Origin of the sequence: Veillonella atypica KON, assembly GCF_002959915.1 — a bacterium.
Taxonomy (GTDB): Bacteria; Bacillota; Negativicutes; order Veillonellales; family Veillonellaceae; genus Veillonella; species Veillonella atypica.
In genome coordinates this window covers 76,648-101,499 of record NZ_PPDE01000001.1, presented here as the reverse complement: position 1 = coordinate 101,499, position 24,852 = coordinate 76,648, and the positions used below count along the sequence as shown (strand labels likewise).

Annotated in this window: 27 protein-coding genes and 2 riboswitches; of the genes, 5 read left to right on the top strand and 22 right to left on the bottom strand. The window is 39.1% G+C overall.

Annotation, left to right across the window (positions count from 1 at the left end; genetic code table 11):
- Positions 1-14 precede the first annotated feature (14 nt).
- The 6 genes from VAHSUH02_RS00515 to rpsF form a co-directional block, all read right to left on the bottom strand.
- The gene (locus VAHSUH02_RS00515; RefSeq protein WP_005382137.1) at positions 15-1,343 is read right to left on the bottom strand and encodes an FtsW/RodA/SpoVE family cell cycle protein; all 1,329 of its coding nucleotides are present in this window, start codon (positions 1,341-1,343) and stop codon (positions 15-17) included.
- Position 1,344: 1 nt separating this feature from the next.
- Positions 1,345-2,004 (bottom strand): tRNA (guanosine(46)-N7)-methyltransferase TrmB, encoded by a 660-nt coding sequence (gene trmB / locus VAHSUH02_RS00510; protein WP_005380282.1) that lies wholly within the window; start codon positions 2,002-2,004, stop codon positions 1,345-1,347.
- Positions 2,005-2,150: 146 nt separating this feature from the next.
- The gene (locus tag VAHSUH02_RS00505; protein ID WP_005377675.1) at positions 2,151-2,843 is read right to left on the bottom strand and encodes a hypothetical protein; all 693 of its coding nucleotides are present in this window, start codon (positions 2,841-2,843) and stop codon (positions 2,151-2,153) included.
- 475 nt (positions 2,844-3,318) lie between these two features.
- The gene (gene rpsR, locus VAHSUH02_RS00500) at positions 3,319-3,549 is read right to left on the bottom strand and encodes a 30S ribosomal protein S18 (RefSeq protein WP_004693795.1); all 231 of its coding nucleotides are present in this window, start codon (positions 3,547-3,549) and stop codon (positions 3,319-3,321) included.
- 39 nt (positions 3,550-3,588) lie between these two features.
- Positions 3,589-3,987, bottom strand: coding sequence for a single-stranded DNA-binding protein (locus VAHSUH02_RS00495; RefSeq protein WP_005382135.1), 399 nt, complete (start codon positions 3,985-3,987; stop codon positions 3,589-3,591).
- 21 nt (positions 3,988-4,008) lie between these two features.
- A complete protein-coding gene (gene rpsF / locus VAHSUH02_RS00490; RefSeq protein ID WP_005377647.1) occupies positions 4,009-4,293 on the bottom strand; it encodes a 30S ribosomal protein S6 in 285 nt (94 codons plus the stop codon).
- Positions 4,294-4,534: 241 nt separating this feature from the next.
- Here rpsF and VAHSUH02_RS00485 point away from each other — a divergent pair, with 241 nt between their 5' ends.
- Positions 4,535-5,764, top strand: coding sequence for an LL-diaminopimelate aminotransferase (locus VAHSUH02_RS00485; protein ID WP_005382134.1), 1,230 nt, complete (start codon positions 4,535-4,537; stop codon positions 5,762-5,764).
- 94 nt (positions 5,765-5,858) lie between these two features.
- Here the strand turns inward: VAHSUH02_RS00485 and VAHSUH02_RS00480 are convergent, their stop codons facing one another.
- Positions 5,859-8,081 (bottom strand): autotransporter outer membrane beta-barrel domain-containing protein, encoded by a 2,223-nt coding sequence (locus VAHSUH02_RS00480; protein WP_005382133.1) that lies wholly within the window; start codon positions 8,079-8,081, stop codon positions 5,859-5,861.
- Positions 8,082-8,357: 276 nt separating this feature from the next.
- Between VAHSUH02_RS00480 and VAHSUH02_RS00475 the strand changes: the two genes are divergently transcribed.
- Complete coding sequence (locus VAHSUH02_RS00475; RefSeq protein WP_005379726.1) at positions 8,358-9,332, top strand: diaminopimelate dehydrogenase; 975 nt, start codon at positions 8,358-8,360, stop codon at positions 9,330-9,332.
- A 122-nt stretch (positions 9,333-9,454) separates the two neighbouring features.
- Here VAHSUH02_RS00475 and VAHSUH02_RS00470 read toward each other — a convergent pair whose 3' ends face one another.
- Positions 9,455-10,627 (bottom strand): SAM-dependent methyltransferase, encoded by a 1,173-nt coding sequence (locus VAHSUH02_RS00470; protein ID WP_005382132.1) that lies wholly within the window; start codon positions 10,625-10,627, stop codon positions 9,455-9,457.
- A gap of 359 nt (positions 10,628-10,986) precedes the next feature.
- Here VAHSUH02_RS00470 and ychF point away from each other — a divergent pair, with 359 nt between their 5' ends.
- Positions 10,987-12,093 (top strand): redox-regulated ATPase YchF, encoded by a 1,107-nt coding sequence (gene ychF, locus VAHSUH02_RS00465; RefSeq protein WP_038141582.1) that lies wholly within the window; start codon positions 10,987-10,989, stop codon positions 12,091-12,093.
- 102 nt (positions 12,094-12,195) lie between these two features.
- Here ychF and VAHSUH02_RS00460 read toward each other — a convergent pair whose 3' ends face one another.
- The 8 genes from VAHSUH02_RS00460 to VAHSUH02_RS00425 form a co-directional block, all read right to left on the bottom strand.
- Positions 12,196-12,399: a CsbD family protein gene (locus VAHSUH02_RS00460; protein WP_005379485.1), complete on the bottom strand. Its 204-nt coding sequence runs from the start codon at positions 12,397-12,399 to the stop codon at positions 12,196-12,198.
- A gap of 65 nt (positions 12,400-12,464) precedes the next feature.
- Complete coding sequence (locus tag VAHSUH02_RS00455; protein ID WP_005379503.1) at positions 12,465-12,704, bottom strand: GlsB/YeaQ/YmgE family stress response membrane protein; 240 nt, start codon at positions 12,702-12,704, stop codon at positions 12,465-12,467.
- Positions 12,705-12,910: 206 nt separating this feature from the next.
- On the bottom strand, positions 12,911-13,621 hold the full coding sequence (locus VAHSUH02_RS00450) for an NAD(P)H-dependent oxidoreductase (protein ID WP_005382129.1): 711 nt from the start codon (positions 13,619-13,621) through the stop codon (positions 12,911-12,913).
- 65 nt (positions 13,622-13,686) lie between these two features.
- Positions 13,687-14,370 carry a Fic family protein gene (locus VAHSUH02_RS00445; protein ID WP_005382128.1) on the bottom strand — a complete coding sequence of 228 codons (684 nt, stop codon included), beginning with the start codon at positions 14,368-14,370 and terminating at the stop codon, positions 13,687-13,689.
- 77 nt (positions 14,371-14,447) lie between these two features.
- Positions 14,448-14,705: a putative Se/S carrier protein gene (locus VAHSUH02_RS00440; protein ID WP_005382127.1), complete on the bottom strand. Its 258-nt coding sequence runs from the start codon at positions 14,703-14,705 to the stop codon at positions 14,448-14,450.
- Positions 14,706-14,756: 51 nt separating this feature from the next.
- On the bottom strand, positions 14,757-15,356 hold the full coding sequence (gene yedF, locus VAHSUH02_RS00435) for a sulfurtransferase-like selenium metabolism protein YedF (protein ID WP_005379487.1): 600 nt from the start codon (positions 15,354-15,356) through the stop codon (positions 14,757-14,759).
- A gap of 87 nt (positions 15,357-15,443) precedes the next feature.
- Complete coding sequence (gene selD / locus VAHSUH02_RS00430; RefSeq protein WP_005382126.1) at positions 15,444-16,475, bottom strand: selenide, water dikinase SelD; 1,032 nt, start codon at positions 16,473-16,475, stop codon at positions 15,444-15,446.
- A 9-nt stretch (positions 16,476-16,484) separates the two neighbouring features.
- Entirely contained in the window at positions 16,485-16,688 is a 204-nt protein-coding gene (locus tag VAHSUH02_RS00425; RefSeq protein ID WP_005379561.1) for a DUF951 domain-containing protein, read from the bottom strand.
- 604 nt (positions 16,689-17,292) lie between these two features.
- Between VAHSUH02_RS00425 and rbr the strand changes: the two genes are divergently transcribed.
- Entirely contained in the window at positions 17,293-17,838 is a 546-nt protein-coding gene (gene rbr, locus VAHSUH02_RS00420) for a rubrerythrin (protein ID WP_005379557.1), read from the top strand.
- Positions 17,839-18,015: 177 nt separating this feature from the next.
- On the opposite strand, the gene thiM is transcribed toward rbr, so the two are convergent.
- From thiM to thiW, 3 genes are read right to left on the bottom strand one after another with little or no spacing between them, the layout of a single operon-like run.
- The gene (gene thiM, locus VAHSUH02_RS00415; RefSeq protein WP_038148429.1) at positions 18,016-19,521 is read right to left on the bottom strand and encodes a hydroxyethylthiazole kinase; all 1,506 of its coding nucleotides are present in this window, start codon (positions 19,519-19,521) and stop codon (positions 18,016-18,018) included.
- 4 nt (positions 19,522-19,525) lie between these two features.
- Positions 19,526-20,368, bottom strand: coding sequence for a bifunctional hydroxymethylpyrimidine kinase/phosphomethylpyrimidine kinase (thiD, locus tag VAHSUH02_RS00410; RefSeq protein ID WP_005379527.1), 843 nt, complete (start codon positions 20,366-20,368; stop codon positions 19,526-19,528).
- The gene (gene thiW, locus VAHSUH02_RS00405; protein WP_038148428.1) at positions 20,368-20,847 is read right to left on the bottom strand and encodes an energy coupling factor transporter S component ThiW; all 480 of its coding nucleotides are present in this window, start codon (positions 20,845-20,847) and stop codon (positions 20,368-20,370) included. The genes thiD and thiW overlap by 1 nt, the downstream gene beginning before the upstream one ends.
- A 63-nt stretch (positions 20,848-20,910) precedes the next feature.
- A riboswitch (TPP riboswitch) is annotated at positions 20,911-21,005 on the bottom strand.
- Positions 21,006-21,086: 81 nt separating this feature from the next.
- Positions 21,087-21,192: riboswitch (TPP riboswitch) on the top strand.
- Between the two features lie 52 nt (positions 21,193-21,244).
- On the opposite strand from thiW, the gene cytX reads away from it, so the two are divergent.
- On the top strand, positions 21,245-22,444 hold the full coding sequence (cytX, locus tag VAHSUH02_RS00400) for a putative hydroxymethylpyrimidine transporter CytX (RefSeq protein ID WP_038148420.1): 1,200 nt from the start codon (positions 21,245-21,247) through the stop codon (positions 22,442-22,444).
- A gap of 45 nt (positions 22,445-22,489) precedes the next feature.
- Here cytX and VAHSUH02_RS00395 read toward each other — a convergent pair whose 3' ends face one another.
- From VAHSUH02_RS00395 to modA, 3 genes are all read right to left on the bottom strand, one after another.
- Positions 22,490-23,119 carry an ATP-binding cassette domain-containing protein gene (locus VAHSUH02_RS00395; RefSeq protein ID WP_005382121.1) on the bottom strand — a complete coding sequence of 210 codons (630 nt, stop codon included), beginning with the start codon at positions 23,117-23,119 and terminating at the stop codon, positions 22,490-22,492.
- 8 nt (positions 23,120-23,127) lie between these two features.
- The gene (modB, locus tag VAHSUH02_RS00390) at positions 23,128-23,796 is read right to left on the bottom strand and encodes a molybdate ABC transporter permease subunit (protein ID WP_005379554.1); all 669 of its coding nucleotides are present in this window, start codon (positions 23,794-23,796) and stop codon (positions 23,128-23,130) included.
- Between the two features lie 98 nt (positions 23,797-23,894).
- Positions 23,895-24,683 carry a molybdate ABC transporter substrate-binding protein gene (modA, locus tag VAHSUH02_RS00385; RefSeq protein WP_005382120.1) on the bottom strand — a complete coding sequence of 263 codons (789 nt, stop codon included), beginning with the start codon at positions 24,681-24,683 and terminating at the stop codon, positions 23,895-23,897.
- Between the last annotated feature and the right edge of the window lie 169 nt (positions 24,684-24,852).

The following is a 24,852-nucleotide window of genomic DNA, read 5'->3' as shown; positions in this document are numbered from 1 at the left end:
ACACAACACATATATTATCGTTTATTTGGTGGTACAAAACGTCCCGGTAATTTAGATTCAACCGTTCTATTCGGTCTAAACCGACTCTGCGTTTCCTCGCGCAACGACGGCAACGTTTCCTTATTACCTACTGCTTTAACACCTTCTACGCCACGTCTCGCAATACTTGCTAAAATACCGATAGCTAAACAATTCATCATTAGAGAAGAACCACCATAGCTAACGAATGGCAATGGCACACCTGTTACAGGCAACATACCACAAACCATGGCGATATTGAAGAATGCTTGACCACTGATGAGAATCGTAATCCCAATGGCTAACCATCTACCAAAAGCATCGCGTGCTCTATTAGCAATACGGAATCCAAAATACGTAAACATGGCCATTAAGAATACGACCAGAATACCGCCTAAAAATCCCATTTCCTGTGCCCAAACAGCGAAGGCAAAGTCCGTATGTGCTTCAGGCAGATAGAAATACTTTGACGTACCATTCAGAAGGCCTTGTCCAAAGAACCCACCTGAGCCTACGGCTAACAAACCTTGTACAGTTTGATAGCCTTTATCCTGTGCATAGGACCAGGGATCAAACCAAGATACAACGCGTTCCCACCGATATGAACTACTACGAGCAGCATAAATACCTACGACAATAGCACCCATCAAGGATAAGCCAAATATACTTTTCTCAAAGCCAGATAAGAATATTAACAGGTATGAGAAACCTATAATCAATACGGCAGTCCCCATATCCGGCTGTTTAATGGTGAGCAAAGCAAATATGATTGGCCAAAGCAACATATAGCACATATATCTTACGCGTTCAAAAATATAACCTAATGCTACCTCTTTTTGAGACAAACCCTTCTTAGGTTTAATCATAGATGTAAATCTAGGTTTTACCCACGGTTTATCCGCCAATTTAGCTGCTGTCCACATGAGTGCAGCCAATTTAGCAAACTCTGATGGCTGGAACGAGAATAGGCCAAGAGAAATCCACCGGCGCGCACCATTGACCTCTACACCGACCAAATATATAGCCACTAAGGATACTGCGGTCAATCCCATTATCCAGGTCAGTAATTTAGCATTTTGTAATCGACGATAATCAAATCGATACAAAAGGACACCCAAAATAGCAGAAGCCAATAAATAACCTAAATGTCTCGGTGCATAGCCCAACAATCCAGTATCTGTTGTAATCGACCCAACATAGGTGGCACTAAAGATATTAATGCTACCAATCAAGGCCATAAGCGCTATAGGCAATAACATGCCTTGTAGGTCGTTCTTAAACACTTTCTCCCAAAAGTGTCCCTTCTTTTCCCCTTTTTGCACCATATTATGCCTCCTTAGTAACAGTCGGTTTCACTGCTTCTAATCGGAAAATAGGTTGTCCCTTTGCGCTAAACTTCTCTTCATATTCCGTTTTTACATTCGGTAAATCTGTACTATGTAAATCATAGGTGACATTCTTGAGTTCCCACCCACAATTTTTGAACTCCTCTAGAGAGAACATAAACAAGTCTTCATTATCGGTTTTAAAGTGCACTTCGCCATTATCTTTTAACAAACGTGCATAGCGGTCAAGGAATGTATGATATGTTAAGCGACGCTTAGCATGCTTAGCCTTAGGCCATGGATCACAGAAATTGATATAGAATCGATCTACTTCTTCAGGGGCTACAATTTCTTCAATGCCTGCAATATCAAACAAAGATACTTTTGCATTATCCCGTTGAGCTTCGAAAATCTTTTGTGCTGCATAGTAAATTACACCGATTTGAACCTCAAAACCAACAAAATTTGCATCTGGATATGCTTCAGACATGCCCGCAATGAATCGTCCTTTACCTGTGCCTAGTTCCATGTATAATGGTCTTTCTGGATGCGAAAAAGCCTCTCTCCATCTGCCTTTATAAGCCTCTTGTCCTGATAAAATAATGTGTGAATCATACTCGCGGATAGCCTCATCAATCCACGGTTTTCTACGAAGACGCATCGTTACTCCTTATATGTCTATTCTGAAAGTACTATATTACATAACTAATTGTTACCTATCCTTATTATTATAGAAAAATGCTTTACTTTACGTCAATTAGTAATATAAAAAAGCCCCTGTCATTATGAAAAGACAAGGGCTCATCATTAATTAGATAGCATATTTTCTAAGTATTCAATTTGTTGTGGGCTCAAGCCAAGCTCTGTTAAACTTTTCTTAGATGTAGCAAACACCGCATTTGATTTACCAACACGAGTACCTAATGCCGCTGCTGCTACGAGTTCACGATCAAGTTTGCCTAGACGTGATCTGTTTCTATTTTGTGGTTTTGGCTTTTTAATACGGAATGTATTATATTTTACAGCTGTTGATGCTTCATCAGCTTTAATTTTGGCAGCCATATTTGTACTATTTGAGCCATTACCTAGTAGAGCACTTAAGCCCACTCGCTTTGGCACAAGTTTATCATAATCTACACCAAACTCAGGGCGTTCTTCGCGAAGTTGCTCAAATGTAGCAAGAGCCGCATTCATTTGCTTTAAACCCGCTGCAGAGTACAACTGACGAATGGCAATACTTACCTCTTGAGGTGTCAAAGTACCGCGTTCAATAGCAGAAATAATCGTTTCTCTCAAGGAGCCAAGATCTCCGCTAGCTGTATAACGTCCGATTTCAACAAGATCTTTTTGACGTTCATTGAGCTCTTTTGGCACATATATATTAAATTCTGAGATGGAAGGCGCTTTTTTGGTTATCGGTTCTGCGGCACCATTTACCTCACACAGATAACCACTGCTGACTACAGCCAAAGCCACGGCCAAAGTTAAAACCTTTTTCAATGTTTCCAAATCTCCCTTTACACACCAACAAAAGCACGTTTACGTTCATATACTAACCAATACAGATTTATAAATTAGTAAAACTGTATCATACATCCAAATGGGTCAGTCTATTTTTATTATATACTACTTCATCTATTATTTATAGTCATATTGATAAAAAACTATAAAATATTTTATTTATAAATACTATTTATAACTCATATTCATATATTCAAAAAGTAGTAGTTTCTATGCTAATTAGAAAGTACTACTACTTTTCAATTCATTTATAAACAATATTTATATAAGTTATATTCTGTAGCGATTTTAACTTAGCAATGCTTTTACATCAGCTACAATTTGTTCTACAGAAACACCGTTTTCCTGCAAAATATACCACAATCTAAGAAAAAGAGCCAGTCCATACAGAACCAGCTCTTTATGTAGCAAAAAGGCGGTACAACCAAATGGTTATACCGCCTTGATTCATCAATTATTCTGCAGTGAATGGCAATAAAGCGATTGCACGTGCACGTTTGATAGATGTAGTCAATTTGCGTTGATGTTTTGCGCAAGTACCGGAAATACGACGAGGTAAGATTTTGCCGCGTTCAGTCGTGAAACGACGAAGTTTTGCAACATCTTTATAGTCGATTTGATCGATATGGTCTGCACAGAAAACGCATACTTTTCTTCTTGGCTTTCTGCCTCTATCTCTTCTCATTGCGAATCCTCCTTTTCGAATTAGTAGGAGTCTCGGACACTAGAACGGGATGTGTTCGTCATCGCCGCCTGTACTGAAACTATCAAAATTGGACCCACCATCGAAAGAATTAGTATTCATATCAAGGGATTGGCCCACAAAGTTCGCTACCACTTCAGTAACGTAACGTTTTTGACCATCCTGAGTCTCGTAGGAACGAGTTTGCAAGCGACCTTCTACAAAGCAGCGACTGCCCTTACGAAGATTACCTGCCGCTTCACCAAGTTTGCCCCATGCAACGCAATTAATGAAAGCAGTTTGTTCTTTCGTTTCATTGGTCGTAGAGTCAACATAAGTATTAGTAGCAGCTACTGTGAAAGTTGCCACTGCTCTACCAGTTTTAGTAAAACGTACTTCAGGATCACGAGCTAAATTACCTAGAATTTGTACAGAGTTCATCTTTTCTCCTCCAGGCTTTAATTATGCATCGTGTTTAACAATCAGGTGTCTTAAGACATCATCGTTGATTTTCAACACACGGTCAATTTCTTTAATTTCAGCTGGATCAGCTTCGAAATTAACCAATACGTAGAAACCGTCAGTGAATTTTTTCACTGCGTAAGCAAGACGACGCTTGCCCCAACGATCTACCTTTTCTACTGTGCCGCCTACACGAGCAATTAAAGCTTCCACTTTTTCAATGACAGCGTTAGTTGCTTCTTCTTCAGCTGGTTTCACAATAACCATGACTTCGTATTTGTTCATACAAAATCACCTCCTCTTTCGGACTAATGCCCCTATCGACACATAGGGGTAGGAAGTGCTTACCATTAATAAGCTCTACTATTATAACCTAAATTAATAATGAAAGCAAGTAGGTCCTATATAATAAACGGCTCATTATCATTAATGATATAATAGATTTAAAATTCTATAGAAACCTCTTGCGCCAATCCCTTATATATTTTACTATATATAGAGAATTCTAATTATAAAAGGAGTCATCATGGCTAATATTAATGAAAACTATTTAAACCTACAAGGTTCTTATTTATTTGCTAACATTGCTAAAAAAGTAGCGGATTACCAAGCAGCTCATCCAGATGCTGACATTATTCGTCTTGGTATCGGCGATGTAACATTGCCTTTAGTACCTGCTATCGTAGATGCTATGACTAAGGCTGTTCAAGAAATGGGCAAAGCTGAAACATTCCGCGGTTATGGTCCTGAACAAGGTTATGATTTCCTTCGTAAAGCAATCATCGAAGGCGATTACAAACCATATGGCATCGAAATTAGTATGGACGAAGTATTCGTTTCTGACGGCGCAAAATCCGACGTTGGTAATATCCAAGAATTATTCAGCGAAGATAATATCATCGCTATCACCGACCCTGTATACCCTGTATACCTTGATTCCAACGTTATGGGCGGTCGTACAGGCCAAGCCGTTGATGGTATGTTCGAAAAGGTTGTATATCTTCCTACATTTGCAGAAAATAATTTCTCTCCAGAATTTCCTGCTGAACGTGTAGATATCGTATATCTTTGCTCTCCAAACAATCCTACAGGCACAGTACTCAGCCGTGCACGCTTAGCCGAATGGATTAAATGGTGTAAAGAAAACGACGCGATCTTGATGTTCGACTCCGCTTATGAAGCTTTCATCAGCACAGAAGACACTGTTAAATCTATCTATGAAATCGAAGGTGCCCGCGAAGTAGCTATTGAATTCCGTTCCTTCTCTAAAACTGCTGGCTTTACAGGTACACGTTGTGCCTACGCAGTCGTTCCAAAAGAAGTAACAGGCAAAACTAAATCTGGTGAACGTCAACCTTTGAATCCTATGTGGAACCGTCGTCAATGCACTAAATTTAACGGCGTACCTTATATCGTTCAACGTGGTGCTGAAGCAGTATATTCCAAAGAAGGCCGCGAACAAACTCGCGCAAACATCGCTTACTACAAAGAAAATGCACGCATCATCAAAGAAGGCCTCGAATCCATTGGCCTTACTGTATATGGTGGTACTGATGCACCTTATATTTGGTTAAAAACACCTGGCAACATGACAAGCTGGGAATTATTCGATCGTCTTCTTGAAAAGGTACAAATCGTGTCTACACCAGGCTCTGGTTTCGGTCCACATGGCGAAGGTTACCTTCGTTTAACTGCATTCGGCAGCCGTGAAAATACAATCCGTGCCGTAGAACGCATCAAAACTTTACAATTCTAATACATTTATATCTAAAAATATGTAATACAAAACGGTTGTGAAACCTTCTCTCCGAATGTTTCACAACCGTTTTTATTTTAAATCTAGATACTAATTAAAAGTTATGACGAATACCCGCATCTACACGATAGGATGTATCAACAGTACTACCAAAGTTTTTAGTAAATGTTCCATATACATATGTATTTGGACGGAAACTCCATGAACCACCGAGTTCAAGATCAAGCCAAGTATCCTTCAAATCTACTACGCTATTAGTCGTTGGTTCACCGGCCATGCTATAGGTTGCTTTCATCTTGCCAGAGAATTCATGCGCCAATGCAGCTTTAAGGAAAACATTACTATTCTTAGCTTCCTTACCAATGCCAATTCCTAAGCGCCCTATAGCGGAATTAACCGCATCAGAATTAATATGAACCGTGCTACCTGTATTCGTACGAGCATCGAAGCTTTCACCAGATAAGCGGCTAAGAATCAATTCCGCACTAGGGTCAATATAGAAACCATTATTTCTCTTGATACGTTTACCATATTCAAGGCTCAAAGATGCACCCGTATTACGGTAGTCACCACTCAACGACGTTCCTAAACTGTTATGTACGGTAAAATCATTTTTCAAACGATTGCCTTTAGCAATAATATCTAAGTAACGGCCATCATTAAATTGTTTAGCCCCATAGATTGCTAATCCAGCAGTTTTACCAGAACCTGAACCTAGTGTATAATCACTGTTGTTTGTACCATACAAGAAGGCACCGCCTATAATCCAGTTTCCTCGTTTCGTATCATAGCCAAATTGCGCCATATTATAATTTTGATTTACATAGGCAGAGTCTGTAATTTTAGATTTACCACCAATATATTTGCCCCATACGCCTTGACTATCGGAGTTAAGACGCACATCACCTAAGCGGCGTTGTAAATCATTGGTATCAGCTCGCATTTGCATAACAGAAGATGCTAATGCACTCTTAGCACCGGATACAATTTCACTTTCACTAGTGGATAATACGGTTTTATTAGACACCATAGCACGTCCATCTGTATCAAAATCATCCGGGCTAAGTTTAGCATTTAATGTAGGACTAATCACACCTGTTTCTAAATGCACATTAACACCAAGGTTTCGCTCACCCTTCGTATATCCATTGTAGACTATTTTCTTCACAAATTGATTTTCTGCTAATCCTGGAATCTCGGCATTAGCATGTTCTTTCAAAGCCTCTACGGAACTACGCAATGTAACAGAAGAGCCAGGGTCAGCATGATTAATTACAATTTCACCTTTACCGTTTTCTGCAGCAGGTGCACCTTTTTCATAATCAATAGCTGTATGACCAGCATAATTATTAATCGTAATAGGCCGTGCATCTACGGCTTGGATAATGCCGCGGCTACCTTCTGTGGCACCACCTATAAGATGCTCTACCTTACTACCTGTATAGAGATAATTTGCAGTATCTGGTCGGCCTTGTGTAGGGTATTCACGTTCAGCTCCTAACCATTCATTACGCCATGTAGCACCATTTTGTAAATACAATCTCAAACCGCTATGATGAGGATTATTGTTACTTTCATCAAATTCATTGAGTACACCACCCACTAATTTAGAATTTGGTGTCGTTAATCCTAATGAAATTTCTGATCCATGATTGTGTGGATTTTTATCAATACCATAGTTTTTATTGATAAAACCAATATTGCCATACATATTGACGTCCTTAGCACCTGGTTTCAATCCATCCATGCCAGTATTCACATAGACAAATCCTTCTTCTGAAAGTGCAGAATATGTATCAGATGTCGTTAAAGGATGTGTCTTTACATCTGCCCCACCTAGAATCCGAATGTATCCATCCTTATTAGCTTGCAAACCTACGCCAATGGCATCTACTTTGGCATTACCTTGTACGGTAATACGAGTATCATCATTATTACCATCATTTGTAACCCCACCATAACCAGCATATATACCACTCATATAATAGTGTGCTAAGTCTGGTCTGCGCTTCTCTCCACTTTCCGCAGGTGCTGGATTTACAACCGTTACATTTACATTTTTATCTATGGCAACCTGAGATCCATCAAGAGCATAAATACCGGTAACGTTATTATGGTATTTATTTCCATTTACACCAAGGCCAGATACATTGACGATCAAATCATCGGTATAGTGTTTATTTTCACCCCACAAATTCAACCCAATGGATTTTCCATCCGTATGGCTTTCAACTGTAGTGGCTGACACCATGGCCTCTGCACTAGCACCGGTAATAATTAAAGCAGCAATAACAGCAAGGTTTATCGTTCTTCTCATCTCATAACCTCCTCAAACTATACACAATAATATGCATATATTCATTGTATATATAGTAGGGGTATATGTGTCAATTTTTGCACATATGATGTTTTCTTTTATGTATATTCCCATACGCAATGTATCGATATAATGATGAATAATAACAAACGAATTATTCTCTCCACATAATATATGCTGTATAACTCTATAGAATATTATAAAAAGAGAAATTTCTATGTTATAATAAGTATATTAGTTATTACACTACATTTTATAATTATATAGGAGGCTAATATGAGCAAAATTCGTATTGGTATCGTAGGCTATGGCAACTTAGGCCGTGGCGTAGAAGCATCTGTTAAATTGCAACCAGATATGGAACTCGTAGGCGTATTTTCTCGTCGTAAAGGCTTAGAAACAGTGTCTGGTGTTCCTACATACACTATGGAAGATCTACCAAACTTCAAAGGTAAGATCGATGTTATGGTTCTTTGCGGTGGTTCTGCAACAGACCTTATCGAACAAACTCCAATGGTAACTAAATACTTCAACTGTATCGATTCCTTCGATACACATGCACGTATCCCTGAGCATTTTGCTAATGTAGACAAAGTAGCTAAAGAAGCTAAGACTGCTACATTGATTTCTTGCGGTTGGGACCCAGGCATGTTCTCTTTACAACGTGTTTACGCTGAAAGCATCTTGCCTCATGGCAAATCTTACACATTCTGGGGCCGCGGCGTGTCCCAAGGTCACTCCGATGCTATCCGTCGTATCGATGGTGTTCTTGATGCTCGTCAATACACTGTTCCTAAAGAACAATACCTTGAAGCAATTCGCAACGGCGAAACTCCAGACGTTGATGGCTACAAAGGCCACCTTCGTGAATGCTATGTAGTAGCTGCTCCTGATGCAGACAAAGCAAAAATTGAAAACGAAATCAAAACTATGGAAAACTACTTCGTAGGTTACGAAACTGTAGTCAACTTTATTTCCCAAGAAGAACTTGATCGCAACCACAAGGGTATTCCACATGGTGGCTTCGTTCTTCGTTCTGGTGAAAGCACTGACGGCACTCGTCATGTTGTTGAATACTCTTTAAAACTTGATTCTAACCCTGAATTCACTGGCTCCGCACTTGTTGCTTACGCTCGTGGTATCTACCGTCTCGCTAAACACGGTGGTACTGGTTGCTACACAGTATTCGATATTCCACCAGCTTGGATTTCCACACATTCTGCTGAAGAATTGCGAGCTCACTCTCTATAATTCTATACGCACCTTAAGAGGATAACTTCGGTTATCCTCTTTTTACATTTAACAATAGCGTATGACGACACACAAAAAGGACCGCCTTAAGACGGTCCTTTTTTCGTATTAAAATCTATCTATTAATACCAACGTGTTAATGGCAATTCATTGTTAACATCTTTTGTCATAAGGATTTGATGCAAATCCATATTGCCAATATAGAAACCTGCTGCACAACCACAGAGGTATAAGTCCCACATACGAACGAATTCAGTACCGCGAGCTTTTTCTACTTGGTCACGTACACCTTGGAAATTATTGTACCAATGCATCAATGTTTTATAGTAGTGCAAGCGCAAGCTTTCAACATCGATAACATTAAAATCATAGTCATAAGCAATAGAAACAATTTCACGAAGAGACGGTAAGCATCCACCTGGGAAGATATATTTACGAATCCATGCACTAGATTCTTTTTCTGATGGATCACTGATGTAATGGAGCAAGAATAAACCACCATCATTTAACATAGTGGATGCATCCTCCATATACAATGGGAAATTAGGACGACCTACATGTTCCAACATACCAACGCTGACGATACGATCGAATGTACGACCAGATGCCGCTACATCACGATAATCAATGAGTTCGATTTCGACTTGACCTTCAAGTCCGAATTCTTTAATCCGTTCTTGGCCTTTCTTCCATTGTTCTTCAGACAATGTACAACCATAGCCTTTAACGCCATATTTACGGGCTGCTTCAATTAAAAGGAATCCCCAACCACAACCAATATCGAGTAATGTCATACCTTCTTTTAAATATAATTTATCGAGAATATGATGAACCTTTTGGTATTGTGCATCTTCTAAGCTATCATCTTCATGTTTAAAGTACGCACAAGAATAGCTCATCGTCTTATCAAGCCATAAGCTATAAAAATCATTGCCAAGGTCGTAGTGAGAAGACACTTGTTGTTTTTGATCTTTCTTTTTAAGACCTACATTAAAGAGAGAACTAAGTACCTTTTTATTGATAGAATCTTTATTAACATGACCTAGTACAACACAAAGAGCTTTGAATAAATCGCCTTCTATTTCAATATCCTTACGCATATACGCTTCGCCAAGTGCAAGTTCAGCAGAAACGAGCAAATCTTTCTTAGGGATATCGCGGTTTACACGAATGGTAAACTCAGGTGTACCTTCGCCAATGGTATATTCATTGTCACCCACTTTTACACTAAAGCAGTGATCATTAAAACGTTCTAAATAGTGAACTAAAAAACTATCAAATAACTTAGAAAACATACTTAACTTCCTTTCCTAGCAGCGTTACATGACGTTTACGTTCAATCAAAATGACACGTCCGCCTGTACACTGACATAGTCATATCTGCTCATCAAAATTTTCTATAAAATAAATCATAAGAAGAACTTATATTTTTATTATATAAATACATCTACTTATCATTATTTTTTATAAGAAACTTCAACTTTCTCTCTAATATTATAGCACTTCTTGATAAATAATCTAGACTAATTCTATAGAAATGTATATATCCATTAGAATATGATATAATATGTGTTTGACAAGGCTTTTATAAGAAACAATATTTCTAATGAAAGCTTTCACAAAGAACGAAATTAATTTTAATAAAGGTGGTACCATGAGCACAAATTTAGAAGTAGGCATCGTAGGCCTTCCAAATGTTGGTAAAAGTACATTATTCAACGCTATTACAAAAGCTGGCGCTGAGGCTGCCAACTATCCATTCTGTACAATTGAGCCAAACGTAGGTGTTGTTGATGTTCCAGACAGTCGTCTAGCTGTATTAGCGGAAATGTTCGGTTCCAAACGCATCCTCCCTGCTGCTATGCGATTTGTAGATATTGCAGGTCTCGTTGAAGGTGCATCTAAAGGCGAAGGTTTAGGTAACAAATTCCTTAGCCATATTCGTCAAGTAGATGCAATTGCACAAGTTATTCGTTGTTTCGATGACCCTAATATCACTCACGTTGCAGGGTCTATCGATCCAATCCGAGACATCGAAATCATCAATACAGAGCTCTGCCTTGCAGACCTTGAATCCGTAGAAAAACGGAAACAACGCATTGAAAAAATTGCAAAATCCGGCGATAAAGATGCTCGCGCTGAGTTACCATTGCTAGAACGCATTATCGAAGGTCTCGGTGAAGCAAAACCAGTTCGTGCCCAAGGTCTTAACGAAGAAGAGTTAGAAATGATTAAAGAGTTGACATTACTTACAGCAAAACCATCTCTTTATGTTGCTAACATTTCTGAAGATGAAGTATCTGATTACTCCGCTAACGAGCACGTAAAACGCGTAGAAGAATACGCGAAGAACGAAGGTGCTGGCATCGTTGTTGTATCCGCTCGTATCGAATCCGAAATTGCTGAGTTATCTGATGAAGAATCCGCTGCATTCCTAGAAGATCTCGGTCTTGAAGAATCTGGCTTAACTAAGCTTATCAAGGCAAGTTATGCACTCTTAGGCCTCATCAACTACTTTACAGCTGGTGAAATGGAAGCTCGTGCATGGACAATTGTAAACGGCACAAAAGCACCTCAAGCAGCTGGAAAAATTCACTCCGATATTGAAAAAGGCTTTATCCGCGCTGAAATCGTATCCTTCGATGACTTACAAGCTTGCGGCAGCCAAAATGCTGCTAAAGAAAAAGGCCTTGTTCGCCTAGAAGGCAAGGAATATGTTATGAAAGACGGCGACGTAACACACTTCCGCTTCAACGTATAATGCAAATTAATAGCAATAAAAAACCAGTAAATCGAACGATTTACTGGTTTTTGTTGTCTCTTAATGAGATTTTCTTTATGTGATTGTTGAATAAACACGAGTTTATTCTTTATCGTTATCAACAGAGTTTTTCAAGCCGTCAAGTGCGCCTTCTACAGCATCTTTAACATCTTCTACAACGTCTTTAACTTTAGCAGTTGTTTTTTCTACAGCACCTTCTGATTCCAATTTTTTGTCACCAGTTAATTTGCCAACATTTTCTTTTAGTGCACCTTTAGCTTGGTTGAGTTTTTCTTCTAATGCCATAATAGTGACTCCTTTCATGTAAAATCACGTTTAGCTATATTAGACCTACTTTTATAAGTAGATTACTATCCCCTTTTTCCGAAGAAAAATGAGACTACAGCAACAATAATGACTGCACCTAATACAGATGGAATTAAGGACATACCTGCTAAGCTAGGACCCCAGGTACCAAATAGGGACTGACCTACGGACGATCCAATTAAACCAGCAACAACTTTAGCGATAACGCCCATTGCACCGCCTTTGTTAGTGATGGCACCTGCTAGGAACCCGATAAAACCACCAACAATAATTGACCATAACATATAATCACTCCTTTACGCTTATATACATGTATCTTAAAAATCATCTAAATATACAGATATGTTAAACATTCAAAATATTCTGTATATTTATAACGTACCATTCATTTTTAAAGGTTAAATGAAGTTCGATATATAAAGTTGGCATACTTTAGCAAAAGTAGTGTTCTATGGTCCTAACATTCTTCTTGTAAATATTTTGATATATTCTATTCAACGACCTTTACAATTTCATCCATTGTACGACGTGTTTTATTACGGTGAGGTTCTTCATCACGGTAACCAAAGGCTGCCATTACAGAAATACCAAAATGTTTAGTATCGAAAAGACCAAGTTCATCACCTAAGAGTGCAGTCATCTTATCTTGATTAAAACCTTCTAAAGCACAAGAATCTAAACCTTCATACGCTGCCATAGTCATCATGTTCGCCATTACAATATATGTTTGTTTAGATGCCCAGTCAAAGGCCGCACGTTCAGATTCAAATGTTTTGTAATCTTCTTTTGTAAATTGAGCATATTTTTCACGATATGCAGCATCAACTTCAGCTGGTAATTGTTTCACCTCTTCTTGAATATGACGGATATATGATGAATCGAATTCAAGATCTGCCTTTTTACGAGCTAAGAAAACCACTACATGACTGGCTTCAAGCCCTGCTAAGATACCCCAACCATAAGCTTTCATCTTTTCTCGAATTTCTGGATTTTGAATCACCAACAATTGATACGCCTCGAAGCCAAGAGATGTTGGAGACAAACGCGCTGCATTCAGAATCGCATTCCAATCATCGTCAGAAATCTTTTTAGTGCTATCGAATTTTTTACATGCATAACGATATGTCATAGCATATTCTAAATCGTTACGATCCAATTTAGGGGCTGTTAATTTTACGTTTTCTATTTCATATTTGCTCATTGAAATTCAACCTTTCATTACATTATTCCAAAAACTTAACCTAGATACATAACATATGATGCGCATTAGCCAAAATTTTGACCAAATAGAATCATACGTTCTTTTTCCTTATAAAATAAATCGAGACCTAACTTATATAAGCCATTTAAATCACCATCATTTAACAGAGTCATATATTCACCTCTATCATCTTTGTTAATGATAATAGGCGCTAATTTCTGTTGTAAGCAAGCGTGTACAATAAGAGCTCTTCCTGTACGGCCATTACCATCAGCAAAAGGATGAATACGTTCAAATTGCAAATGTTGTTCCATAATGGCACGCACCCGCTCTTCATCATTTGGGGATATCTCTAAACGATATTGCAAGGTATCACACCAGTTTTTTAAAGCTTCTTGTACTTGATATGGTTTTGTTGGCTCAAAATCAGCACCAATAACCATGTTTTGAACAATCTTAAATTGCCCATTATCATCACGGATATGTGCTAGTAACAATCGTTGTGTCTCTTTTATGATATCTATCGTAATTACTTCTTGATATGATTCCATCAAGAATACTAAATAGTCGCGATAATTAGATACTTCATAGAACTCACGCAAATCCATTTTACGGGGTATCATATTATCTAATAGGATACTCTTTGCTTCCCCTTGTGTTAACGTATTCCCCTCGATTGCTGTACTATGATGGGCCATACGGACGACCATATCGTCTATATATTCGCGAGGCAAGGTAAAATCAACCATGTATATCTCCTATACAATAAGATTTTTATATATTAATGTTATCATATATAGATAAATTTCGATACTAATAAATCGATTTAATCTTTATAAGCTAAAACTGGTTTCCCTTTTTCATACCAAAATAAGCCTGACGTACTAATCTTATGTTCTTTTAGGATAGTCTGAACTTGTTCTACAGTATTCAAGTCTATTTGAATGGACAAACCACACATATCATTCAATTCTGGCGGTGTAGCCATCAGTTGGTGAGGCACCGAAAGTTCTGTTAATATCTTATCTGCTTTATCCCCAAAATAATAGGATGTAAAAACGACAAGCAACTTTTTATTGTTCAACGCCTCACCCCCAATAATATTACTTAATCATTTACAACATAGATACGAGTATTATAGTTTAACAAGATTTTCCCCAACGATAGCATCTGTAATCGCATACATGTTTGTAATAGAGCCTACCCCCACTTGATCTTTTAGACCATAATAGTCGAGACAAATGCCACATGCAGCAATTTCAACACCAAGATCAGCTAACTTTTTAATATTATCTAAATGAACAGAATCGTTGGTTACCATTTTAACGCTACTATTGATGAAATAAATTGTAGATGGTTTCACATCGGCTTCAACCATGCACACCCAGAAGGTTTTCATCAAATTACGGCCAAGCTCCTCACTATCTTCACCAAGATAATCTTTCGTCATCAAAATGATGCGGTCACTATAATTCATAGGTTTGCAACCAATTTCCGGTGCAGGTTCTACATTCGGCGTAAGTTTAATGAAAAAATCTATACCATCTTGTCCAATTGCCACATCATAGCCACGAGACTTCCCAAATTTCTCTACATTATCGCGACTCACCTCGTTATCTACAATGGTCGTAATAATCGCGTCTGGATTTGCATCGCTTACCTTCTTCGTTTCAATCACAGGTTTTGGACACAAACTGCCACGCACATCTACAGTTAATTCATTTGTATTACTCATTATTTACCTCAATATTATTATATATTTTGTGAAAGCATCAACGCACAACTACTCTATATACTATTAAAATCAAAATTGTAATATATCTTATTTAGTGACGCGTACCGCTAAGCCACTAAAGCTTTCAACAGCACCAACTATAGTGGCACCTTCAACGCCCACATCATGTAAAGCTTTCACAAAATCCGGTCCTTCTGTAGCAGGCACAGAGAATAAAAGACCGCCTGATGTTTGTGGATCAAATAAAATATCCGTCCACACAGAATCTAATATTTTATCTACTTGTACATCTGTAATAGCCTTACGATTGCCATAGGACGCCGCTGGTACAAGGCCCATTCGAGCCGCGTCAATGACGTCATCAAAGAGCGGAATATCATAAATCTTGATATGAATTGTTACATTAGAGGCACTCGCCATTTCTACAGAATGCCCCATAAGGCTAAAGCCCGTCACATCAGTACACGCATGAATTGTAAAATTATGGGCCACCTCAGCAGCCACACGATTCAACGTACTCATGCTAGCAACCGCCTGCGCAGTACCAGTAGGAAATAAATCAGCTTTCAACGCATTATTCATAATACCTGTGCCGATGCGTTTTGTTAACACCAATACATCCCCTACTCGAGCGCCTTTATTCTTCCAAATCTCATTAGGATTAACTTGACCTGTGATCGACATGCCAAAAATAGGTTCCTTATTTTCGATGCTGTGACCACCTACAATGGCTGCACCAGATTCAGAAACAATGGACGCAGCCCCATTGAGTACATCCGTCAATACGCCTTGTTCTACTAAGGGAACAGGAAATCCAACGATGTTCATCGCCGTTAGGGGTATCCCCCCCATCGCATATACATCGCTCAATGCATTAGCCGCTGCAATTTTACCGAATAACGTAGGGTCATTGACAACAGGCGTGAAAAAATCCAATGTTTGTACAAGGGCAAGTTGATCAGAAATTTGATATACCCCTGCATCATCAGCACCAGTCATATCAGCTAGAACATGTTCATTTATAACAGGTGTAACGGCCTTTAAAACACGTTCTAATATATGAGGACCAATCTTACACGCACAGCCTCCACTCGTAACATAATCAGTGAGTCGCACCATAGTCCTACCTCATTCATTTTCAGGCAAGCGCGATACTATTTTCTTCGCGGCCTTTTCAAATTTAGGGCGAGGCATCAACAACTGATGACCACAACCTTTACAAACGATAAGAAAATCTGTACCTATGCGCTTGACCTCCCACTCATCACTGCCACAGGGATGCGATTTTTTCATTTGTACTATATCGCCCACATAATATCTAATAAACGCCATAGCGCCTCCTTATACTATTTCTATTATATATATCTTATTATACTTAAAATATGTTCTCCAATATAGGTAAAAGTACACTTTGACTAATAAGATCTATCGGCTTAATCAGAATTGTTACCAAAAACAAACAGCTCTATAAACAATAATGATTTTCCATATAATTCTCATTCTCATTATCAGTAATTCTATTTTTAATAAATCCATTACTTAACAGGCTTTCAAAAACCGCTTATTTACTACATTGATAACATTTATCATTTAGAAAATTTTCGAAATAAATTTTTACAAAAACACTTGCATTTCTCATTTAGTATGTTACAATATAGTCAACAATGATTATTCGTTAAGTATACGAATCAAAAACATTGTGGTGTAAATTATAGGCAAGTGCCTCTTTACAAATATAGGTAAGTACTCATTTAAAAGATAAGCAAGTGCTTTTTTCAAATATAGACAAGTGTCTATCTAATCAGTATATAAATAAGTTTTTATTTAACTTAAACTCAAGTGAGTTACCCACCATTGCATTCACAACCAAGTGGTTATGAATATATAACTAAGGTAAAAATTTTGAAATTTGATGTAAGTACAAAGGAGTATTAAAATGGCAGAATTAAAAGGTTCTAACACTGAAAAAAATCTTCAAACAGCATTTGCTGGTGAATCCCAAGCATTCCAAAAATATACATATTATGCAGCAGCAGCTCGTAAAGCTGGCATGAACGAAATCGCTGATTATTTCGAAGAAACAGCTCACAACGAATCTGCACATGCTAAAGTTTGGTTCAAAGCTCTTCATGGTGGCGACATCTCCGCTGACATCGAAGCTAACCTTCGCGATGCAGCAGCTGGTGAAAACTATGAACACACTACAATGTACAAAGATTTCGCTGACGAAGCAGAAAAAGAAGGCTTCACTGCTATCGCTTTCAAAATGCGCGAAGTTGGTAAAATCGAAGCTCGCCATGAAGCTCGTTACCTTGCATTAGCAGCTCGTGTTTCTGGTAACAAAGTGTTCCACAACGATCAACCAGTTGCATGGATTTGCGCTAACTGCGGTTACATTCACGTTGGTGAAGAAGCTCCTAAAGTTTGCCCAGTATGTGCTCACCCACAAGCTTTCTTCCAACGCCACGTTGAATCCATCTAATCTATAAGTTTAGATAAAACAATATTTTAAATACAGATATTTGATACTGCAAGTGCAGTTCTTCCTAACTGTATGTACAGACAACCTCAATAAAAAAGACGATGACTTCGGTCATCGTCTTTTTTGTGTTCTATTAGTTATATATGTATTAAGAGTCGTAAATCATACTATTTACTATTAAAGGCTAGATGCTAATTCTTTAAATTGTCGAACCGCTTCATGAGGCTTTTCTGCATGGGCAATGGCAGATATAACGGCTACACCACAAGCACCAGCATGGAGTACTGCCATTGTATTGTCTAAGGTAATACCTCCAATTCCAACGCATGGTAAGGTTAATCCTTCTGCCTGTAGTTCAGCTGTACGTTCCGGACCGCATGGTTCTTGTGCATCAGGCTTGCTACTAGTTGTATACATAGGACCTACTCCTACACAATCAGCATACAGTACATCTGTCTTATGGAGTTCCTCTATGGAATGGATGGATATCCCCACTACCTTATGACCTACGATATTACGCACATCTTCTAAGCACATATCGTCTTGCCCTACGTGAATACCATCCGCATTAACAGCGACCGCTAGCTCTACATCATCATTGATAATATAGAGCACATGATACTTGGCACAGATATGTTGTAACTGTTGTGCTAGTTCTAACTTCTGTTGACCTTCTAATGTACCATCGCCCTTTTCTCTAAACTGAAAGCAGGTTATACCACCACGACAAGCATCTTCTACGATTTCGAGCAACCGTTTTTTGTTAAGTTCTGTATCTTGTGTACCACACACAAAATACACCTGTAATTGATCTGGTACAACTACGGGCCGCACACGATTTTCAGATACAAGCACCTCATCATCTAGCGTATACAAAGCATCCATAAAGGCTATGCTAAAGCTACCTGGTTTTATTCCACTTACCTTAACAGCACTTTCACCAGCTAAACCATAATACGCCAATGCATAGGCAAGAAATTCACCTGTAGACAGGCTATCCTTAAAGGAATCATAAATTCCAAAAAAGGCTGCTAATACGGCCCCCAAGAGACAGCCTGTTCCCGTTACAGCAGTCATAATCGAATGACCATGAGGCACTGCAAAGACTCGAGTTCCATCAGATACATAATCCTCTTCGCCCGTTGCTACTACAGGACAGTTAATAAGACGCGCTAAACGATATGCGATAATGGCACTATCCGCTACCTGCGCTCCATCAACGCCCTTACCTAACGGAGAGATTTCATCCTTATTATCAGAACTCAGTGCATCATAAACAGCCTTAACTTCGCTTTGATTGCCTCGTAATAACGAAATAGAACCAGTCTTAATCAAATCTAAGACCACCGACAATCGGTAAGCTCCTGCATGACAGCCCACAGGATCAAGAATAATTGGTACATCATATTCCTTCGCTAGTTTAATAGCCTCTTTATAGTAACCAACCTTCTCAGGTGTAAGTGTCCCAATATTGATGAGCAGTGCTGATGCATACACAATAAGATCCTTTAAATCTTCACTACATTCGCTCATGATAGGCGATGCCCCAATAGCTAGTAGTCCATTAGCAGTAAAGGTTCGTACCACATCATTGGTAATACAAATCACAAGAGGATTTTTCTTCCTCAATGTGTATAATATATTGAATTCAGGCCTAATTTGATTATGTATATATGGGTTCATAGCATCATCTCCTCTCATCTTTTTTCAAGAGCTCATCCATCGTTTCAGTTCCATTCGCCAATAAACCATAGGCCATGTGGTTAACTGGGCCACACCCATTGCCTAACGCTGGATTGTACTTAATAGCAAGAGCAATATAGTCCTTGGCAATACCGATGGCATCCATTACATCACGGCCTTTAGCAAGCTCCGCTGTAATAACCGCTGAGAAGGTACAGCCCGTACCATGAGTATGCACCGTATCGTATTTAGGACTCGTCCACGTACGAACGCTACCATCTCTTGTGAAAGCATAATCTGTTGCATCTTCGCCAATATGGCCACCTTTAATGATGACCACTTGGGGCCCTAAGTCATGTAAAATTCGATTGGCAGCCGTTGTTATGTCACTTTCACAATCAATAGACATGTCCGCTAAGGCCTCAGCCTCACTGCGATTAGGTGTGATAACTGTAGCGGTAGGAATGAGTTTAGATTTTAAGAGATGTACAGCCTCATCTGATACGAGTCGATCACCGCTAGTGGCAATCATAACGGGGTCCATTACATAAGGAATTGGTTTACTCACATAAGGATAGATGAGGTCCATCATCTCTGGCAATGCAATCATGCCCGTCTTAACGGCTTGTGGTTCAATGTCAGAATATACATCGTGTAATTGTTGTTCAATACTCTCTAGCGATAGATGTTCTACATGATGTACGCCCGTTGTATTTTGAGCTACCACGGACGTAACCACGGCCATGCCGTATACGTTACGGCTTTGAAAAGATTTTAAATCAGCCATAATGCCAGCGCCACCACTCGGGTCAGTGCCAGCAATTGTAAGTGCAGTATGTAGTTTCATTATGCCTCCTTATGTAATAGATGACGACGAGATAAAATTTGTAATACGATAAAACCAATACAAGCACCTGTAACAGAGCTCATAGAGAAAGAGGTAATCAAGGTCAAGAGAGCCAATGGTTTACCTAACAAGAAATTGGCTATTGGATAGCTTACAAAAGCACCAATAAGGCCTGTACCGATAATCTCGCCTAAAGTTGCCACCCAGATGGCGTTGTATTTTTTATATAAATACGCAGATAACCAAGCGCCAATCATGCTGCCAGGAAAGGCTAAAGGAGAACCTAGTGCCAATACATTACGCAAACAAGATGTACTAAAGGCAGCACCTACGGAGAATCTCGCTCCTACTACAACGGCTAAAATTACATTAATCATATGTTGAAACGGAAAAATACGAGCTGGACCAACGGGAATTGATGTAGTAGATAACACTACGCCTAAGGCCACACATATGCTAGCAATAATTAATTTTTTCATAATACCTCCAAACATATAAAAACGAGACCACTCCCAATGGAATGGTCTCGTAATAGTTTAGTATTATGTTGCACTCCACTTTCCTACGCCAGTATTATCTGGATCAGGTCTAGGGTTTTGAATGGTCAATCTCAGCATAAGCACCCCTAGTGGCAATATATTTTTATACTCTAGTTATAACATCATTATACAATCTATGCAAGAAAATAATTGACGGGGTTCTCTTAACAGCCTATAATGAAGCCATAACGGGGTGCTCACATGAGTGGGCTGAGAGTAAGCTAATGCTTTAACCCATAACCTGATTTGGATAATGCCAACGTAGGGAACATAGAGGATTAATAGCCGAGTTCCTATGAACTCGGCTTTTTCTATGACTTCCTGGCAAGGAGGACGTATGAAAGACACATACATTACACAACCACAGTTCGCCATGATATGGTTTGGTGCCGCTCTATCTATAGCGGAAATTATGACAGGAACCTATCTGGCCCCCTTAGGACTCACCCAAGGTCTATATGCCATCATCTTAGGACATATCATCGGCGGCATACTGCTCTTTGGGGCTGGCCTTATCGGTGGACGTTTGCGGCAAGGCAGTATGAATACTACCGCCTTCAGCTTTGGCCCACTAGGGGCTAAAGGCTTTGCCTTTTTAAATATGCTTCAACTTATCGGCTGGACTAGCATCATGATCTACGATGCTATGCTAGCCTTACAAGAACTAGCACCTCTATCTCCTATAATTTGGACGATAGCTATTGGCGCGCTTGTCATCTTGTGGCTTTTCATCGGCCTCCACAATACGGGCTATATTCAAGCTATCGTATCAGTTCTATTGTTAGGTCTCACACTCTACATGGGCGCTCACATGATATCACAATGGCCTAATGAAGGTATCATTCTAACTAGTGGAAACATGAGTTTCATCGCTGCTCTTGAATTATCTATCGCCATGCCACTATCTTGGCTACCTCTCATCAGTGATTACACCCGTGAAAGTAAAAAACCTTTCTCCGCATCACTTACAAGTGCTACAGTCTACACTGTAACAAGTATCGTTATGTACACCTTAGGTCTTAGTGCCGCTATCTTTGGCGGCGGCGACTCCATCATTACGATCATGATGAATGCAGGCCTCGGTCTTGCGGGCCTCATCGTTATTATTTTCTCTACCGTAACTACAACCTTTATGGACGCTTACTCTGCAGGCGTATCTAGTACTACCATCTATAACAGTGCATCTAGTAAAGGCATCGCCGTCATCGTAACTATTATCGGCACCATCGCTGCCATTCTATATCCAATGGATGATATTACAGACTTTCTATACCTCATCGGCTCTGTATTTGCACCGATGATTGCCATCTTATTGGCGGACTACTTTATCAATCGCCAACAAGTACAAACATTATCCGCTTATCTCGTACGAGGTCTTATTTGGGCCGTATCCGTTGGTTTATACCACTATATGTTACATAGTGAAAGCACAATAGGTGCTACATTACCAGCCTTTACAATGGCATTTGTCGTTACAGCTATCGTTGGCTTCATAAGTCATACAGAAAACTCATCTGTCGAAATAAAACAACACTAAAACAAAAACACCTTCGTAAGCAATCATGCTTATGAAGGTGTTTTACTACTCAGGTATAATAATTTGTCCGTCTTCACAGATCCAGTGTCTATCACCAACTGCATCAGCTTCACTTTCATCATGGGTCACCCATACACAAGGTACGTCCCATTCACGAATGATGGAAACAAGATCCTCACGCACTTGTTTCCGAAGGTTCCAATCTAATGCAGATAAAGGTTCATCAAGAAGCAATATAGTTGGTTTTGAATAGAGTGCACGACCTAAAGCCACACGTTGTTGTTCACCACCAGATAAGCGCCCAGCCTTAGTGTTACGGTATTTTTCTAATCCTAAACGTTTTAATAGAGAATCACACATATCAGGTGTGCCTCGTTTACTATATGTAATATTGTGTTCCACGGATAAATGAGGAAATACGATATTGCCTTGTGGCATATATCCTACCTGACGCTCTTGAGCTGGCACCCATATATTTTGATCTCGGTCAACCCATGTTCGTTCATCGCATCGAATGATACCAGTTGTAGGTTTCACTAACCCTGCAATACATTTAATAAACGTACTTTTACCACTTCCAGATGAACCGGTTAACACCGTAATTCCTGAAGCTAAAGTACCATCGGCTTTCACAATCATAGAAGGTCTTGCTATGGTAAAAGAAAATGTAATCATAGTCCCTCCTAATTACGCCCTAAATTGCGGAACAAGGATCCTTTTGTAAGGATGTGAATCCCACTCAATAGCGCTAATGTAAGCACACAAATGTAAATAACGAGTTCAAAGGCATCCATGTACTGTCCTGCCTCTACATAGGAATAGATAGCAAGTGGCATGGTACGAGTAATTTTAGGAATATTACCTGCGATTAATATGGTAGCACCGAACTCACCCATAGCACGACAAAATGCCAATATGCTCCCCGTTAAAATCCCCTTCCATGCCAATGGTACAGAGATTGTAAAAAATATGCGCAGCTCTGAAGCACCTAATGTACGTGCTACGTCTTCCATATTATGGTCTACAGACTGCAATGCGGACCGCACCGTTTGATAAAACAAAGGAAAGGCAATAACAGAAGAGGCCACAACGGCACCTGCTGCAGTAAATACGACGCCTAAACCATGTGATTCTAACCAAGCGCCGAATGCATAGCCCGGTGTAAATACCATAAGCAAAGCAAAGCCAACTACTACTGGAGGCAATACGAGCGGCAATGTTATTAGGGCATCTAGAATAGCGATACCACTCCACTTACATCGATTCATCCAGTAACAAGCAGCTAAGCCAGTCAATATAACAATAACTAGAGCTAAACTCGCCACCCACAATGACAACCAAAATGGACTCATATCGGGCCTCCTTTCTTTTCCGAATCTCTGCCGAATAATAAATTATAACTCTATTGTATCATAAGAAAACGCTAGCCCTAAAAGCTAGCGTTAAATTCTTATTTAGTCGTAGAGAACCCATATTTTTCCAATACTTTTTGGCCCTCTGGGCTCATTACGTATGTATAGAAATCTTGAGCCAAAGCATTATCATATTTCTTAATAATACCGATAGGGTATATAACAGGATCATGAGAATCTGCAGGTGTTACTGCAGCAATTTCAACTGCATCACCGGCTGCAATAGCATCCGTCTTATAGATAAAGCCCGCATCACCAGCTGCTTGGCTAATGGAAGCCGTTACAGCTTTAACGTCTTTAGCATATACCACATTAGGTTCTACTTGGTCCCATACACCTAATTTTGTTAGTACTTGCTTACCATAGTTACCAGCGGGTACGGTATCTGGATTACCTAAAACAATACGTTTTACAGATGCGATTTGATCTAACTCAATTTTAGGTTGTCCTTTAGGAACTACAAGAACGAGTTCATTTGTTACAAATGGTTTTACATTTGTTACTAAATCTTTATCTTGTAACATCTTCATATTTTTTTCGTCTGCAGAAATGAATAAGCTTGCAGGTGCACCTTGTTCAATCTGTTGACGCAATGTGCCAGAGCCAGCAAAGTTAATTGTGATTTGATCATCTGCTAAGTTATGCTCTTTCTTATACGCATCTGCTAATTCAGTAAGAGCCCCCTTAAGGCTAGCAGCCGCTTGAATTGTAATCTTTTCAGACGTACTTGGCTTTGCGCTATCCGTAGTTTTACTTGCATCATTACCACAGCCGACTACAAAGACAAGCATACAAATACTCATTAAAACTAATAGAATTTTTCTCATACAACCTCCTGCTCCCTACGGAATTAATACATATAAATGCTTAAAAATATAAACCTAAACACTACATCCTATGGTATGATACTATTATAAAGAAATCAGGTATAAGCTATATATGAAATGTATGATATATATAACATAGTATATTGATTATAACCGAAGTATGCCATGA

What these genes read in the sequence shown, in the direction of transcription:
- VAHSUH02_RS00450 (WP_005382129.1), bottom strand. Translation starts at nt 13,621, where the DNA reads ATGAGCAAATATGAAATAGAAAACGTAAAATTAACAGCCCCTAAATTG.
- VAHSUH02_RS00460 (WP_005379485.1), bottom strand. Translation starts at nt 12,399, where the DNA reads ATGGCATTAGAAGAAAAACTCAACCAAGCTAAAGGTGCACTAAAAGAA.
- thiW (WP_038148428.1), bottom strand. Translation starts at nt 20,847, where the DNA reads ATGAAAAAATTAATTATTGCTAGCATATGTGTGGCCTTAGGCGTAGTG.
- thiM (WP_038148429.1), bottom strand. Translation starts at nt 19,521, where the DNA reads ATGAACCCATATATACATAATCAAATTAGGCCTGAATTCAATATATTA.
- VAHSUH02_RS00395 (WP_005382121.1), bottom strand. Translation starts at nt 23,119, where the DNA reads ATGATTACATTTTCTTTTACCATAGCAAGACCTTCTATGATTGTGAAA.
- selD (WP_005382126.1), bottom strand. Translation starts at nt 16,475, where the DNA reads ATGGTGCGACTCACTGATTATGTTACGAGTGGAGGCTGTGCGTGTAAG.
- thiD (WP_005379527.1), bottom strand. Translation starts at nt 20,368, where the DNA reads ATGAAACTACATACTGCACTTACAATTGCTGGCACTGACCCGAGTGGT.
- rbr (WP_005379557.1), top strand. Translation starts at nt 17,293, where the DNA reads ATGGCAGAATTAAAAGGTTCTAACACTGAAAAAAATCTTCAAACAGCA.
- VAHSUH02_RS00445 (WP_005382128.1), bottom strand. Translation starts at nt 14,370, where the DNA reads ATGGTTGATTTTACCTTGCCTCGCGAATATATAGACGATATGGTCGTC.
- VAHSUH02_RS00515 (WP_005382137.1), bottom strand. Translation starts at nt 1,343, where the DNA reads ATGGTGCAAAAAGGGGAAAAGAAGGGACACTTTTGGGAGAAAGTGTTT.
- modB (WP_005379554.1), bottom strand. Translation starts at nt 23,796, where the DNA reads ATGAGTCCATTTTGGTTGTCATTGTGGGTGGCGAGTTTAGCTCTAGTT.
- rpsF (WP_005377647.1), bottom strand. Translation starts at nt 4,293, where the DNA reads ATGAACAAATACGAAGTCATGGTTATTGTGAAACCAGCTGAAGAAGAA.
- ychF (WP_038141582.1), top strand. Translation starts at nt 10,987, where the DNA reads ATGAGCACAAATTTAGAAGTAGGCATCGTAGGCCTTCCAAATGTTGGT.
- VAHSUH02_RS00495 (WP_005382135.1), bottom strand. Translation starts at nt 3,987, where the DNA reads ATGAACTCTGTACAAATTCTAGGTAATTTAGCTCGTGATCCTGAAGTA.
- VAHSUH02_RS00455 (WP_005379503.1), bottom strand. Translation starts at nt 12,704, where the DNA reads ATGTTATGGTCAATTATTGTTGGTGGTTTTATCGGGTTCCTAGCAGGT.
- VAHSUH02_RS00470 (WP_005382132.1), bottom strand. Translation starts at nt 10,627, where the DNA reads ATGTTTTCTAAGTTATTTGATAGTTTTTTAGTTCACTATTTAGAACGT.
- VAHSUH02_RS00475 (WP_005379726.1), top strand. Translation starts at nt 8,358, where the DNA reads ATGAGCAAAATTCGTATTGGTATCGTAGGCTATGGCAACTTAGGCCGT.
- VAHSUH02_RS00485 (WP_005382134.1), top strand. Translation starts at nt 4,535, where the DNA reads ATGGCTAATATTAATGAAAACTATTTAAACCTACAAGGTTCTTATTTA.
- rpsR (WP_004693795.1), bottom strand. Translation starts at nt 3,549, where the DNA reads ATGAGAAGAGATAGAGGCAGAAAGCCAAGAAGAAAAGTATGCGTTTTC.
- VAHSUH02_RS00425 (WP_005379561.1), bottom strand. Translation starts at nt 16,688, where the DNA reads ATGGCGTTTATTAGATATTATGTGGGCGATATAGTACAAATGAAAAAA.
- cytX (WP_038148420.1), top strand. Translation starts at nt 21,245, where the DNA reads ATGAAAGACACATACATTACACAACCACAGTTCGCCATGATATGGTTT.
- VAHSUH02_RS00480 (WP_005382133.1), bottom strand. Translation starts at nt 8,081, where the DNA reads ATGAGAAGAACGATAAACCTTGCTGTTATTGCTGCTTTAATTATTACC.
- trmB (WP_005380282.1), bottom strand. Translation starts at nt 2,004, where the DNA reads ATGCGTCTTCGTAGAAAACCGTGGATTGATGAGGCTATCCGCGAGTAT.
- yedF (WP_005379487.1), bottom strand. Translation starts at nt 15,356, where the DNA reads ATGAGTAATACAAATGAATTAACTGTAGATGTGCGTGGCAGTTTGTGT.
- modA (WP_005382120.1), bottom strand. Translation starts at nt 24,683, where the DNA reads ATGAGAAAAATTCTATTAGTTTTAATGAGTATTTGTATGCTTGTCTTT.